Here is a 15,310-nt window from a genome sequence, read left to right as displayed (position 1 = left end):
GACCATGATCGAGTTCGAGCACATATCCAAAACTTACGGCAGCCTCCGGGCTAACGATGATATTTCCTGCTCCGTCGGCCGCGGCAAGATCCATGCGTTCTTAGGGGAAAATGGTGCGGGAAAATCGACCCTGGTCAAGATACTGGCTGGCTACGAAATGCCTGACGGCGGCCGGTTAAAACTGGACGGGCAAACCGTTCATTTCCGTTCACCTGCCGATGCGAAGAAGCGGGGCATTGGTATGGTCCATCAACAATTCTCGCTGATCCCTAAATTAAAGATCTGGCAGAACCTGGTGATCGGCGACAGTAGGCTTTCCCTTTTCTTCTCTGAAAAAAAAATAAAACGGCAAGTGAATACATTGCTGAAAGAGATCGGCCTCGAGCTGGACCTGGACCGGCTGGCCGGCGACCTGAATCCGGCTGACCGCCAGATCGCCGAGATCGTTAAGCTGCTTTGGGGAGAACATGATATCCTGATCATGGATGAGCCATTATCCCAACTTTCCTTCCTGGAAGGCGAAAGGATACTCGAGCTGATCGCCGGGATCGTCCGGATCAAACAGAAAACCGTTATTCTCATCAGTCATAATATTTCCGAAATATTAGCCTACGCGGATCAGGTCACCGTGCTGAAAAAAGGAAAAGTGGTGGCCACTGTTGCCGCTCAAGGGTCTGATGAGCGCGAACTGGCCGGTTTAATGTTAGGGCGTGAGCAGCAGACGAAGGTGCCTGCGGAACAGCGGTCGGTCCTTAAAGAAGAGCCGCTCGTCTCACTCAGGGGCGTCACGACGATCCAGCGTGGCGGGTCAAGTGATATTGCGCTGCGGGGTATCGATCTGGATATCCTGCCTGGCGAGATACTCGGCATCGCCGGTGTCAACAACAACGGACAAGAGACCTTGCTCAAATTACTAAACGGGAATATCGGGTCTTTCAGCGGGCAGCTTGCCATCAATGGCGTAACACTGTCTAATGGTGATATCAGGGAAAAGCTAAGGGTCGGTTATATACCGGCGGAAGCCTTACGCGAGGGATGTGTCCCGGGAATGTCTGTTCGCGAAAACCTTTTTTTTAAACAGATCGGCGCAGGTGTTTTTGACCAGGGGCTGCGGCTGAACCATGCCTCCATACGAATAGCGGCTGATGATATGATCGGTCGTTTTGATATCCAGCCAGCTGATAACCTCCTTTTGGCCGGGCAACTTTCGGGCGGTAACCTGCAGAAATTGATCATTGCGCGGGAAACCGGCGCAAATTATCAATTACTCCTGGCCGCTAACCCATTGTCCGGGCTGGACCTGGGATTTTCCGGCAAGCTGCTGGCCATGTTCGTTACCCATCGCAATGAAGGCCGGACCATCCTGTTCCAATCCAATAATATTACGCAGCTTTTTGAAATTTGCGACCGGATAGCCGTCTTCAACCGGGGACTTTTATCCGGCGTATTGACCAAGTCGGATTACAACCTGGATAAAATGGCCTTATTGATGACCGGTTTAAATACAATACACCATGAAAACATTAATGATCGGTAAAAACCGCCTATTGTACCAGATCGCCGCGGCACTGCTGATCAGTCTGCTCCTTTCCGGGGTATTCCTTCTGACCGTGGCCAAGAACCCATTGCAGGTATTCGGCGGGATCTTTTCCGGTGCCTTTGGTTCGGCTTTCGGCTGGAACGAAACCCTCATCGTTGCCTGTCCGATCATGCTCTGTGCTTTGAGTGTTTCTGTCGCGCAGCGGATCGGCCTGCTATCCATTGGCGCCGAAGGACAGCTTTACTTCGGGGCGCTGGGGGCCACCCTGATGCTGCAGTTATTGGGGTTCAATGACTATTCGACCTGGCTGCTTTTACCATTAACCCTATTAGCGGCAGTCCTTTCCGGCGCTTTTTTATCCGGTATCCCCGGCTATCTCAAAGGATGGATCGGTGTCAACGAGACACTGACTACGCTGCTGTTAAATTTTATAGCGGTGCTCCTGGTACAATACTTTATCAACAACGGCCTTAAAGATGCCAGCACTTTCAACTGGCCCCAATCCCGCGCTTTACCCCTCCATGCGGAGATCCCGCATTTCGGCAACAGCCGACTGCATTTTGGCGTATTCGCCGCCCCGGTGATCGCTGTTCTGTTATGGTTCTTCTACGACCACACCAAATGGGGCCTGATGAGTAAGGTCATCGGCCAGAACGCGGATCTTGCCTCCAGCTACCATTTGCGGCGGTCTAAATATATCCTGATGCTCATGCTAGCCTCGGGGGCGATCGCCGGGCTCGCCGGTTTTATCCAGCTTTCGGCCATTGAAGGCCGCTTACGTTTCCCGATCTCCCTGGACTATGGCTATACCGGCTTTCTGGTTTCCTGGCTGGCAGATCATAGGCCGCTGCTGATCATTCCGGTGGCCATTCTTTTGGCCGGGCTGATCACCGGCAGCGACAATGTGCAGATCATGAATAACCTGCCATTTGCTTTCACTAAAATATTACAGGGGACTTTGTTCATTACTTTTTTAATTGTCCGTTTTTCAAAAGCCAACAACTAATGCCGCAACTATGGATATCCTGATCAGCATTCTCGCCGGCGCGGTCAGCGCAGCAACCCCGGTACTGTTCGTCGTACTGGGTGAGATCATCACCGAAAGATCGGGGATCATCAACCTGGGAATAGAAGGGACGATGCTTTCTGCTGCCCTGGTCAGCGTAGCCGTTTCCTATTATACCGGATCGCCGTTCCTGGCGATCATTTGCGCCATGCTGGCGGGCGGGGCATTTGGCGCCCTGCACGCTTTGGGCGCGGTACGTTTTAACGTGAACCAGATCGCACTTGGCCTGGCAGTTACGATCTTGGGGACTGGTCTGTCAGCCTATTTCGGGATCGGTTTTGTCGGTAAAAAAATAACCTCAATCGGCACGCTGCCGCTACCCTACCTCAGTAAGCTGCCTTTTATCGGCCCCGTGCTGTTCAGTCAGAATATCTTTGTTTATGCTTCGATGCTGCTGGTACCCCTGACCGGATTGTTTTTCAGCAAAACCCGCTGGGGACTGGAAGTGACCGCCAGCGGCGACGACCCTGCCGCGGCCCTGAAGAGCGGCGTTCCGGTCTCACGGATCAGGACCTGCTGCACGATCATCGGCGCAGCCATCGGTAGTCTTGGGGGCGCCTATATCGCGCTGGTCTATACGCAAGGCTGGATAGAAAACATGACCCAGGGTCGCGGCCTGATCGGCATCGGCCTGGTGATCTTTTCTTTTTGGTCCCCCTGGCGTGCTTACCCCGCCGTATTGCTCTATGGGATCGTGATCTCCCTCCAGTTGTATTTGCAGGCCGCAGGGATAGGGGTTTCTCCTTTTATCCTGGAAATGTGCCAGTACATCGTGATCATTCTGGCACTTTCGCTGGCGACCTACCGGTTGAGGGGCAGCCACGGCCGTATGCCGCAATATTTGGGCAAACCTTTCCTTGCGGCGCGAAAGCTGTAAAATTCCTAACACCTCCTAACTAAACAGATTCATTAAAGCAATAAAAACATTAAAACATAAAATCATGAAAACTTTTAAATTTTCCTACTGGGCAATGGCGCTGCTTGCGCTCGTGCTGGTATCCTGCGGCCCAAGCGGTCAGAAAAAGAATACAGCGGACGATAAAAAACTGAAAGTAGCGTTTATCACAGTCGGGCCCGCCAATGACTGGGGATACAATTACTCCCACAATGAAGGCCGCCTGTATATGGAGAAAACGGCGCCTGATCTGGTACAGACCACGATCGTAGAAAAGGTACCCGAGAGCGCCGAAGTAGAAAGGGTGATGGAACGTTTGATCGCCGATGGCAATAAACTGATCTTCCCCACCTCTTATGGCTATCTGGAACCGGCCCTGCGCGTTGCCGCCAAGCATCCGGATGTGGTCTTTATGCACTGCGGCGGATTCAAGAATTCAACCAACCTGGGCACTTATTTTGCCTATATACACGAACCGATGTACTTATCGGGTATCGCTGCCGGCAAAATGACCAAGACCAATATTCTTGGTTTTGTAGCCTCTTTCCCTATACCACAGGTACTCCGGAATATCAATGCTTTTACACTTGGCGCCAGATCGGTCAATCCGAAAGCGACCGTGCACGTGATCTGGACCAGCAGCTGGTCTGACCCGGCCATCGAAGCCGAATCGACCAAGAAACTGATCGCCGCCGGTGCGGATGTATTATCGATGCACGAAGACAGCCCGATCACCGTCGTGCAGACCGCAGAAAAAGCCGGTGTGATGTCGGTAGGGTACCATGCTGACGTGAGTAGTTTTGCACCTAATGGCTGGATCACCGGCGCCAGATGGAACTGGGGCAAACTTTACTTGGATATCGCCAAAGCCGTGGCTAACGGCACCTGGAAAACTTCACAGATCAGGACCGGGATCGCCAGCGGCTATGTGGATCTGTCGGCTTTCGGCAAAAATGTACCTAAGAATGTTCAGGATGAGGTGCTGGCCGCCAAACAACAAATGATCGCTGGCAAGCTGGCCGTTTTCCAGGCCCCGCTCAAGGACAGGGGAGGTAATATCCGTCTAAAACCGGGTCAGGAAGTAACCTTTGCGTGGATGGAAAGCATGAACTATTTCGTTGACGGTGTTGTAGGCTCTATCCCCAGCAAATAATCATGAAAGACGTCCGGAAGCATTTCGATCTGATGAATATGGTCCTGGAATACCGCCTGCTGCATAAAGCGCGGAACGGAATGAAAGCACTTAAAATCCTCAAACAAAATACGGAAGAGGCGTTTGAGATTTTCCAAAAGGAAGTGGGGCTTTTTCAGTTTTATATCTATTCTTCGGAATTAAGCCCGGACGGATCTTTTTATGTCGCTCCCTGGCTGGTGGGAGAAAACAACAATAAAAGTTTGGTACCATACGAGGACAATGATATTCTTAAACTCATTTGGTATAAGGATGCGGTCAACGGTGAATCTGACCCAAATGCCGAAAAACATATTGAACACTTCAAAAATATCCGGGACAAAACCGTAGAACCCGAATTTGCGCGCATTTTTGCCAAATTATTTGACAAGACTGTACAGTTGAAAGACATTCCCTTGTCAATCGAAGAAGCGAAAAACTGCTTCATGCTGGTCGCCGATGGAGAGCTGTCATTATTTTCCCTTTTATATTTGCTTTGTCCGGACCTGGATGGGCAAAGCAAATTTAAATGGAAGTCAGCCGATGAACTTTTCGGACTATTAGGGTTTAATCGTAAGCAGGGCCATTCTATCAAAGCTGAACCTTTCTGGACTTTTATACAGAACAGGCCAAAAAAGAACTTTCCTGAGTTTAGTGAACGGTATGACCGGATGCTCGCCTGGATCCGCGAAGAGAGCGATAAAAACCATCCGGCGCTCCGGCCTTTGATGCGCTGTCCGGGTGAGGAAGACAGATCACTAGGTGATTTGTTGTCTTTTGTAACCGCTTCTGACAAGTTTAGGGGAAAACAGCGTCCGGAAGGTATTATCCAGGTCTTAAGTGAAGAATTAAGCAAATGGAGTTTTAAGAATGAGAAAGATAACTGGGTCCCACTACTGAGCAACAGAAAAGCGCTTCAGAATATGGGATACATCCGATTTCATATAGAAGGAGAAATGCACCTCAGACAGGGTGAAAGCTTATGCCGGAGTTTCTTTGCCGCCCCACTGATGTATATTGAAAGTGAGGAAGATAAAACGCAGTATGCAACATTCGTCGTGGGGACAATCCAAGACCTTTACGACCTTCGCCAGCCCAAACATGTCGCTAGCGTCAAATCACTCAAACTGCTTATTAACGAGGTAGCCCGTTTGAAAATGGATGCTAATTTTGTGAGCGGTATTTCCCATAAAACAAGACAGGTAAAAAAAGCACTGGAGGAGCTTAAGGTCCATGCCAGCAAAAACTGTGAGACCAAGATCCTGTCCCGCAACTTCTCACATCATATCGGCAGCCATGTCATGGTTAACGTTTCCGTTGAACAGATCCGCCGGCGCTACCGCGAATTGTGCTTCAGCGAGATCAGTTTTGGTCAACTGGACATCCTAAAGAGCCGGCTGGATATTTATATCACCGAAAGGAATGAGTTCTTATGCGACCCGGACAGTGCGCTCCGGCCCATGCTGTTCTATACCCAAACGGTGATTCCCTTTATCGAAAATGTGCTGATCCAGGATAACCTGTGCCGAAGCGAGGGCTTGGGCTATACATCCGCCGGCGGCTGCGATATCCAGATCGACGTTTTGGTCAATGGGCAACCTGTCAGCGCCAGTTTCGGAGATTACGCCTATCCCGGACCGCTGCCCTATAACGGAACCTTCGCAGCTGGTGGCGATAAAGCCGCAGCAGCCACAGTTCACGGCCGGGATGCCTTGGTCGCCTTGCCCAACACCCATATTATTTTTTCGATCCTCGAAAACTTTATCCGCAATACCGCCAAACATCAAAAAGCGAAGTTCAAGCGTCGGGCCGATGCGGCGGATAAGGACAGCGGGTTCGTGGATCAGTTGCGGGTAGAACTGCGCCTGGACGACCTCGACCAGGACAGTTTCCAACTTAGTATTTCTGATAATGTATCGTTCGTTGATCCTTCTTTCCTTGATAAACAAAAATGTGAGATCATGGATGCCAACAATGAGATCGCACAAAAGGACCTGGGCATCATTGATTTTAAGATCTGCGCAGGGCTGCTCAATAAAAAGCCTTTCCGCGAGGTCGACCGCGAGTTGTTCGAGATCAAGCGAGGGCACGACGGCAAACTGTCTTATACGTTCCGCATCTTGAAACCTAAAGATATTTGCCTGATCGGTTATCCGCCGGACCCCACTGCGGGGTCATTTACCTATTATCCGGATGCAGGAACTTTTTACCGCAGTGTAAAGTCGGCGGTACCTTACCAGTTCTGTCTCATCAAAGAGCGCGAACTGCCGCTTTTGCTTCAATATGATCAATATACGGACTGGTTACCTTCCCGTATCCTGGTGGAGCGGAGCAGCCTTAATACGATAACCTATTGGAATGACCGGCTATACCCGCGTAAATTTTTAATGGCCGGCCCTATTAAACAAGCGATAGCTCCGGACGCGCTGCTGGTTTTTTGCTGGCAGGAATGGCTGGGCCGCTGGCAGGTCGGGCGGGACCAGCCGACCGAAGTGGTAGTTTACAGCGAGGAGAAGGTCCCGGCGCTGGCCGAAGCTCATTTTGAGTCGCCGGTAGTGAGTTTTCAATATGGCTACGGCTGTGATGACGAAGGAAATACGAAAGAGATCCGCTCCGTCACTGACGGGTATCCAAAAGTGTTTTATGACCACCATGGCGGCGGACTCTCGAATGCTGACCTGCCCCGTGACCGTTCGTTTATCGGCCCCAGCGCATACATCCCTTTCGGAAAAAATTCGCTTGACCTACCGTTGATCCGTCACACGCGTCCGAAACCATTTTGGACCCTACCTTACCAATTAGCGGAAGCCGGCCTGGCGCGTTTACTCATCATTGATGAACGCATTCTGGATATCGCAGCGGAAAAATTCGAACGAAGTAAGACCTACCCGCTAGCTGCGATCGGGAAATTCTGGTATGGCCGTTACACCGAAGGCTTGACAGAATTCGACGACGAACGGACTACTGTACACAATATTGACAGCTACTGGGCCTCTAACATCGCGGTGACCACACACCTAAATGGGTTGCCCATCAAAGAAGACCTGCTGACGGCTCCCGACGACCATTGGGTGAAGATCGATATCGGCGAAGACAGTTGCACAACGACGCTGAATTTTGACTTACTATTGGAAAAACCATGTACACTGGGTGATGTGACAGAGATCGGTTCGATGCCCTACGACGCGGTAGTGATTCACCGGACGTTCCTAAACCAGGAATCCCTCGATCAATACTGGCCTGGTCAAAGTTCAGAGGATGTATTACGCCGGCTGAACCGCGTTTTTCCTTTCGTCTTCATTACCTCCGGCGGAGGTGATGTGATCACCTATGAAGGAAACTTCAAATTCATCTCTTTTAACCATATTCTGCATTGCCTGACGAGCCCCGAAAATATAGGTAAACAGACCCTTATCAATAATTTATTCACGATTTGATCCTGATCCATTATGTCAAAAGTATTTTTCCTTCCCAAAGCCGAAGAGTTGAAAGGTCTGGAGATCACGAAACCTTCCAGTACCTATACTGATATATTTATTCTGGACCCGAGCCTGGTCGTGCAGCCACGCTGGGAATTAGATAAACCGGCCAGCGCAGCCAATATCACGCGGCAGATTCAAGGCCTGGCAGAGGGCGACGAAGCTTTGTTTTTGTTGTATCATGTCGGCAACAGCGCATCGCTGGATGTGCAGCTGCGCGCGTTAGCGCCAAGTTTGTTCAGTCGCCGTTATTCTGCTCACAGCAGTGGTAAGGCTAATTATACCAAAATCATTGCTACCATCAAAGACATCCATTTTGCAAGTTTACCCTTTACACCCGAAGCCTTGATCCGGGAGTTTTTTTTGGACCGTGATGTTGTAGCCAAACAGGCGTTATTGCAACAATGCCAACTACCGGCAGGCATTCCGGACACGCTACCGGATAGTTTGAGGACGGCCGAAGAGGCTGAGCGTTATCAAACCGCATTTGATAAATTTAAAGTAGCCTGGGGCGGGCGGTCGGAAGATTGTGTCTTTCAGCCGGAATTTATTGCCGCACAAAAAGAATTGCGGGTCGCTTTGTTAGGTGCCTGATAACTTCCTTTTCAGAAATAAAAAGAGCCGCCGGGTTTTGATCCGGCGGCTCTTTTTGTTGGCTTACAGCTTTTGCTTTAAGGTTTACTGACCGGCAGTGCCATCATTTCATCCAGCTTGGCAGGCGAAGCCGAACTATAATCATAAAGGTTGATCTGGTTCTTTTCAAAATACTTCGTCCAAAAAGTTCTGACCAGCTTAAAATGTTCCGGGTCGGCACCGTTCTGTTCACCGGTCAATACCAGCGCGGTGGTGCGATCCATCTTCAACGGGATGGTCTTTTCGAGGCAGGATGATAAGTTAGCCACATTGAAGGCTTTATCACCAGGTTCCATTTTCAGTTCCGGACCCCAGTTCATCATATCGCTGAAGAAAACGAGGTAATTATCATCGCCCTTTTTTAGCTTCCCTTTTAGTACATCTAGCGCGCCCAGGATATCGGTACCGTGCATCGTCCCGCGGCGGCTCGCAATGGCATCGGCCATGCTTTTATCTAGTTGCCGGCTAAGCGTATCCGCATACAGGCGTAAGTTCTTTTGCGTTACTTCATCCTCCTCGGTCGGGCTGACATCATCGGGCACAAAGCTTTTTTTGGACAGGTCAGCGCTCAGGATATCGGATGCGTTGGTGACCGAAGCCTTGTCGATCGGGATAATGATCAGTTTATCCGTTGGCTGCAAAGCCGGCAGGATGTGTTTTTGGATGGTTTGCCTGTAGAAATCCAGGCGCTCGGCTGCCGTACTGCCGTCCGAAAAATCGATCAGGCAGATCACGTTGCGCCCGGCCGGTGTGGTTCTCGCTGCACCCCATTTACAGGCGCCGAGGAAGCACGCAGCGCTCACTATGAGCGCCAGCATACTATAGGTTGTTGTTTTTTTCATATCTTTTTTATGTTTAATCAGTAAGGATTCCACCATCACTGCTGGTGGCATTTTTTTGTTCGAAAGCCTCGATGTCAGCAACCTTGGCTTGAAGGTCGTAGATCGTTTCCTGCAGGCCTTTGTCCATTTGTATACCATATTCAAATAACTCGTGGCGCGTAGCGGCTACCGCCAGGTATTTTTGATATGTGGGTTCGCTTAGCTGTTGCATATCAAGCTCCCCATTAGCGATCTTTGCTTCCAGTTCGGCATATAAAGCTTCCCTGTCCTGGTCAACCTCGGTCTCAAAAACCCTTTGCAGGTCTTTGATCAGGCCCCAGTAGCTTTCGATCAGCAGGTCCATCCGGTCCAGGCATTTTTTCAGCATGGTCTTGATCTGACTGTTGTATTTCTTCCGTTCTTTCTGCTGACGCTTCCAGTTGCTGAACACCTTAATCTTTTCCGATTTTTCACCGATCTCCTTCTCCAGCAGGGCCATCACGATGGCTACGCCAAAAGTGATCAGAATGGAAAATAACAGGAAGGCGATGTGTATCATGTTAACCGTTTCCCCGCCGTTTTTAGAGTGTGGTTCCAGGAACGTTGCGCGCAGGTAACCGGTAGCCAGGTTGGCGATAATAAAGATAACGATCATGATCAGTGCCAATTGGTAGTTACGGCGGAATGGTTTTAGCTTAAGCGGATCCACCTCTTCGGTTTCCGAAATTGTTTTGGCTTCAAAATACGCCCACAGGTACTTGAAGGCGAAATGCAGCATCGCCACAAAGATGGCGGCGAAGAAAAAGCCCACCGCAAACTCGATTCCAGGGTATTGTTGCAGCATATCTTTCGACAACAGGATCTTTTTGATCATCGAGTAGAGGAAAGTCTCGAACAGCAGCATCAGCACCAGCGCCCCGGCATAAGCCAGTTTGTTTTGTTTATATTTGACGATTTCGTTCTGGGTGAACGGCGGCTGCTTCATGGCTACCGGACGTCCGAAGATATCCAGGTATTGATCATGCATTTTTTGTTTAGCATCCTTTAGTTTGATCCTTACCCAGATACCGGGTAATTTCGCGGTGATGGTGCCAAAGCTGTTTTTAATTGCTTCTCTGCACTCTTCCTGAAAGCTTTCAGTCAGGTTCCGCATTTTGAATGGCAGCTTGCCATATCGACCTTTATAGATCCAAGATTTTACGAACCACATATATTTAAAAATTTTAAGTTTCTACTTATGTGGTTCCGGATAGTTAGGATCTGTTAGGAGTTTGTGGCCCGGTATAACGCAGGCAAAGGGTGTTGATCTGCTTTTCGATCTCTTCCAGTGTGACAGCGGCTGATTTGAAATCCCGGTTGAGTTGCTCCTGAATTTCTTCGGCCAACACACCCGTAGGGTGCTCCTTATAACCCAGTTTATGGTAGATCTTACTCCAGGAATGCGCGAAGATCGTTTTGACCTGAACCTCGAAGCTTAAGCCCATTAAGGGCTGGTATTCGGCTAGCCCGGCCCGTTTAGCCGGATTCAGCATCAAGTCCAAGTGCGCAGCCCGGTAGCCGGCTTCGGTATCCTTGTAATCAACAAATATCTCAGGGCGCCCATTCGCGTCGATAAAGTCGTCGGTTTGCCGGAGCAAGGCCACAGCTTTGTCCATATCTTCGGAATTGTAGGCCACGATCCGTAAGCCAGCCAAGTCATTAAAGCGCTGGTAGGCGTCAGTGATCGGGCCTTCTTCCGCTTCCTTTTTCAGAATCTTATTATAAAAGCTGTCGAATGTTTTTACCCGGCTTTCAAAAAGGGGGCTAAACATCAAATGTTTCTCCAGGTTGTTAGCCAGGATCAGCTCAGCGGTATAGATCACCTGCTTATAGGCCGCCGCTTTAGCCGTAAACGATTCTTTGAGGTTCCGGTAACGGCCGAGTTCTCGATTCTGAACGTACTGGTCAACAGCTGCTTTGAGGATATGGAACAAGGAAACCGTATCCAGCCGGTCTTTGATGATGTAACTGAATGCCCCCAGGCGTAAACCTTCGGCCGCCTTTGCCAGTTCTTCTTCGCTGGAACCGACCGTCAACAGGATCACGGGCAAATGGGGGTCCGCTGCTTTTATCTTTTTTAATGCATCCAGACCTTCGTACCCGCCCTTGGAGAAGCTCAAGCCCAATAATACAGCAACGACATTTTCCGGCTGCATCGCCAAATGCTTGAGACCCTCACTGACATCGGCAAAAGGAACGGGCGTAAAGCCCTGTTCGCGGCTGAATTGGCCGAATTCAAATACATAACGACCGTAATTTTTGTCCATTAGCAGGATCGTCTTTTTTTCAGCTTCCATCACTTGGTCAACTTTTTAAAAATTCGTAAGCATCCTTATATTTTTTTGTCCTCACTTCATCCCGCGGGCTAGGGCCCCCCGGCAGACGGGACAAATCCATATTGTCTTCCAGATCGGCCAGTTTCACTCGGGTGGCCAGCTGGTCTTGTTTGATCGCCGAGATATAATCCTGATAGCTTTGCCCTTGTGGCCGGGTTAGCCGTTCCACCGCGCGGCAAACCGCTGCAGGGAAACCGGCTGCCACCAGCCCGGCTAACGTTTGCTCACTATCCTCCAGCACGTCGTGCAGCAGGGCTACCATTTTCTCTTCTTCGGTTCGTACCTTATTCATCACTCGTAGCGGGTGTTGGATATAATCCCTGCCCGCCTTATCTAATTGGCCAGCGTGCGCCTTTTGCGCGATCTCCAGAGCCTTTGCCAGTAATTCGTCCATCAGTAATCCATCACTTTTTTCTTTTTAGGTTCGCCGCTGCTCAATACGATCATCGGATCCGAGCGTTCATGCCTTTGATGGAACAAAACCCGTTCAAAGAATAGTTTTTTATTATCCTCGTTCATCGCCAGCCTACGGTCCAGCAAATCGATATAAGCCATAAAGGCGCTGCTGTATAGCGGGCGCAGCGGCGGCGGCAAATCCCTTTCATGGATTTCTTTACCTGATGCGATGAGCTTAAATAAAGCTTCAAATTCCGGCTGGCTGTGCTTGGCTTCTTTGTTCTTGGCGGCCGTGTGCGGAGCGTTGACTGAATTAAAATACTGGCATAGCGCGTACAGGTAAGGCCCCGGGTTCTTCAAGAGGGCTTTCCGCAGTTCTTCGGTGACGCGAGTCACCGTCTTGGCCAGCAACTCTTTCACTTTTTTATCGCTTTTAACCAACTGCAGCAAAACCCAGTAGGTTTCCTTGAGCCCGCCCGGCGTTTTAATATCCGGCAAGCCATCGTGACTGAAAATGATCTCCTGACGGTTGTTATCATTGTTTTTCTTACCCTTGTAAATAAACCCCAGCTTAAAACCTTGGGCGGCGATCTGGTCAAACAGCAGAGGCGTGCTGATGATCAACTCTTTAAGCAGAGCTGCACATCTGGTGATCGCAGGCAGAATGGCCCGTACATCGCGGATGATCCCCAGCCCCATCTCATAATGCAGGAAATAGCGTTCTTCAATAGTAATATTGAAAGGGAAATCTTCGAGTTTTAGCCCCAGGTTCGTATTGGTGATCCCCCGGTAGAATTCTGATTCTGGCGTATATTTTTTTCCGGCCAATAGCTCAGCGATCTGACGGATGGTTTCGCCGCTGTCCCATCCTGGCCCGCGCGGGGTTTTGTTAACAGCGTACAGCCAGAGGGCTACCCGCCGGGCGACCATGTAATCCTGGAAACGGCGAAAATAGGCATCTTCATTTTTTTTAAATTTGATCAGCGGACTTCTGACATGGTTGATGGGCTCGATCTCGAGTTCTTGGCCAGCATCGATCTGTTCCTGCAAATAATCACAAATGTCTTTGGCGGTAAAGGCCGTTTGACGCTCCATTTCTTCATAGGCCTTGTGCTTCCGGTACAATTTGTAAGCATCGAACAAGATCGTTTGGGAGGGCGATGTGCCAGTCGGAAGCAGGGACGCGGCCTCGTAGTTCTCTTCGGCCAGTTCAATAATCTCATCGCAAAACAGTTCGATTTGGTCATCCGTTAGGTAATCCTTTTTGGATTTGATCACGGTGCGCACGTTGAAGTGAAGAAAACTGTTCATCAGGAATTTGCGCTTCATATTGGAGAAGGCCACCAGTCTGACCAAATGGTCCGTGGCTGCAATTTCTTTCAGGAACTGATAGCCCTGGATTTTCTGGTGCCTGGTGACTGTCCCAAAAGGCTCGCTCAGGCGATAATCTGCGATCACCACCATCGGCTTTTGGCTACTGGTCATACTTTCCAGAAAATCGCGCATGGCATCTTTCGCGTTGGCCGAACAAAGCACCCTGATACCGCGTCCGCTCAGTTGCTGGATGATCTTATGCCCTGCATCGATCTCATCATCCAAAAAGATCACTGTCCAGGGATAGTCGGTAGCAGCGCGACCTGACCTTGGGGAAGAACCTTCCTCGGTCCGGTTCTGATCCAGCAGCCCCTCCGCCGTTTCAGCAATACTGTCAATCAGTTCGCCCATGTTTTTAGTCATGATATCTTCTGATTTTAACTTCCATTCCATGAGTTTGCGGGAGGGGTCGGCTGAAAACATAGCGTGTATTTTCACGATGGCTTGCTCCAGTTCACTCTCGACCATTTTTTTATTCGCTTCCGTCAAAGTCACCACACGGTATTTGTCCAGAGCATGCAGCAAATGCTCCAGTGCCCCCTCCTTGTCGCAATAAAAGCTTTTGATATCACTGAGCTCCATCGGAGATAATTTTTTGAGGCGCCGGCCGTCCCGGAACGCGTCTACTACCGCGCTTTCTATGATAGCAGGCGCCGCCGGCAGCTGCAATAGGTCGTGTCCTACTGCCAATACGATCTCTCGGTCAGGACTGCTGACGATCCGCGCCACATCAAAATATGACAGGAACATCACTGGGAGATCCATTTCTTTTTCACTACGCAAGGCTTGAATCATTTTGATACCAGAGAAATCAAGGCTCGTGACCGTATCACCGCTCAGTGACCAATTCAGTTCGCAAAAGACCACGATATGGCTGTACTGATGAAAATTATCCTTGATCGCATTCAGCTGATCCGCGTCACAGATCAGTTCGGCATTGAGCGCTGTGGCGAGCTTTTCGCCGTAATCCGTGTTATCCCATAACAACAGACCTTTTATTTGATTTTCCATTTGGTCGTTATTTTTCGGCTGATGGGTCCTGCGAATTATTTGCTTTGGCACGCTGGACACTTACCTGTTTCCGATAGGCCTCCACGAAGCCTTTAGGGTTCTTGATATATAACAGCCTGTACGTATGATCACCTGTTCCCGTGACCACGATAGTCCCAAACCCAAGTGTCCGGCCAATTAAATATTGTTTCATCTCTACTTTTTTTACTTGTAGTAGATAGATCTCCAGATAGTGTTCCGGTATGGTACGCTGGGCGATGATTTTGTGAGTAGTCACTAAAAAACTGTCATGCAGCTGACGCCACACCGGAATAATAAATCCGGAAACCAGGCCTTTCGGACTGAAATAATGCGCCCAGTGATACCCGGTCTGGTAAACAATCGCTTCGTCTTCTTCCACCAATAGTATTTTTTTTGCCATAACTCAAAAATTATTAATAGGGGTGTACCATTATGCCGGGCTGTAGTTATAAAGCGTTAGGAAAACTGGTGTATTCTTCCTTCTTTCTAACTGGCAGCCGGTTGATCGTGTATTTATTATTGTTCCGG

Annotated in this window: 12 protein-coding genes; 6 read left to right on the top strand and 6 right to left on the bottom strand. The window is 49.6% G+C overall.

The window, feature by feature from the left end; genetic code table 11:
* Positions 1-4: 4 nt before the first annotated feature.
* From ACVW2L_RS17520 to ACVW2L_RS17495, 6 genes are all read left to right on the top strand, one after another.
* Entirely contained in the window at positions 5-1,537 is a 1,533-nt protein-coding gene (locus ACVW2L_RS17520; protein ID WP_457129249.1) for an ABC transporter ATP-binding protein, read from the top strand.
* Positions 1,515-2,546 carry an ABC transporter permease gene (locus tag ACVW2L_RS17515; RefSeq protein ID WP_457129248.1) on the top strand — a complete coding sequence of 344 codons (1,032 nt, stop codon included), beginning with the start codon at positions 1,515-1,517 and terminating at the stop codon, positions 2,544-2,546. Before ACVW2L_RS17520 ends, ACVW2L_RS17515 begins: the two co-directional genes overlap by 23 nt.
* A gap of 10 nt (positions 2,547-2,556) precedes the next feature.
* Positions 2,557-3,483, top strand: coding sequence for an ABC transporter permease (locus ACVW2L_RS17510; protein WP_457129247.1), 927 nt, complete (start codon positions 2,557-2,559; stop codon positions 3,481-3,483).
* Positions 3,484-3,547: 64 nt separating this feature from the next.
* Positions 3,548-4,654 (top strand): BMP family ABC transporter substrate-binding protein, encoded by a 1,107-nt coding sequence (locus ACVW2L_RS17505; protein ID WP_457129246.1) that lies wholly within the window; start codon positions 3,548-3,550, stop codon positions 4,652-4,654.
* 2 nt (positions 4,655-4,656) lie between these two features.
* Complete coding sequence (locus ACVW2L_RS17500; protein WP_457129245.1) at positions 4,657-8,109, top strand: hypothetical protein; 3,453 nt, start codon at positions 4,657-4,659, stop codon at positions 8,107-8,109.
* 12 nt (positions 8,110-8,121) lie between these two features.
* Entirely contained in the window at positions 8,122-8,745 is a 624-nt protein-coding gene (locus ACVW2L_RS17495) for a hypothetical protein (RefSeq protein WP_457129244.1), read from the top strand.
* Between the two features lie 77 nt (positions 8,746-8,822).
* Here ACVW2L_RS17495 and ACVW2L_RS17490 read toward each other — a convergent pair whose 3' ends face one another.
* Genes ACVW2L_RS17490 through ACVW2L_RS17465 form a run of 6 tightly spaced genes read right to left on the bottom strand, consistent with a single transcriptional unit; the run spans position 8,823 to position 15,182 of the window.
* Entirely contained in the window at positions 8,823-9,626 is an 804-nt protein-coding gene (locus ACVW2L_RS17490; protein ID WP_457129243.1) for a hypothetical protein, read from the bottom strand.
* A gap of 13 nt (positions 9,627-9,639) precedes the next feature.
* Positions 9,640-10,815, bottom strand: coding sequence for a hypothetical protein (locus tag ACVW2L_RS17485; RefSeq protein WP_457129242.1), 1,176 nt, complete (start codon positions 10,813-10,815; stop codon positions 9,640-9,642).
* A 43-nt stretch (positions 10,816-10,858) separates the two neighbouring features.
* The gene (locus ACVW2L_RS17480; protein ID WP_457129241.1) at positions 10,859-11,941 is read right to left on the bottom strand and encodes a hypothetical protein; all 1,083 of its coding nucleotides are present in this window, start codon (positions 11,939-11,941) and stop codon (positions 10,859-10,861) included.
* Positions 11,942-11,948: 7 nt separating this feature from the next.
* Positions 11,949-12,374, bottom strand: coding sequence for an HD domain-containing protein (locus ACVW2L_RS17475; RefSeq protein WP_457129240.1), 426 nt, complete (start codon positions 12,372-12,374; stop codon positions 11,949-11,951).
* On the bottom strand, positions 12,374-14,761 hold the full coding sequence (locus ACVW2L_RS17470; RefSeq protein WP_457129239.1) for a hypothetical protein: 2,388 nt from the start codon (positions 14,759-14,761) through the stop codon (positions 12,374-12,376). Before ACVW2L_RS17470 ends, ACVW2L_RS17475 begins: the two co-directional genes overlap by 1 nt.
* Before the next feature lie 7 nt (positions 14,762-14,768).
* A complete protein-coding gene (locus ACVW2L_RS17465; RefSeq protein ID WP_457129238.1) occupies positions 14,769-15,182 on the bottom strand; it encodes a hypothetical protein in 414 nt (137 codons plus the stop codon).
* Between the last annotated feature and the right edge of the window lie 128 nt (positions 15,183-15,310).

The sequence above is a fragment of the Mucilaginibacter sp. HD30 genome, from assembly GCF_054061755.1.
Note: the sequence above shows the minus strand (reverse complement) of the source record. Positions and strands in the feature narration are given on the sequence as shown.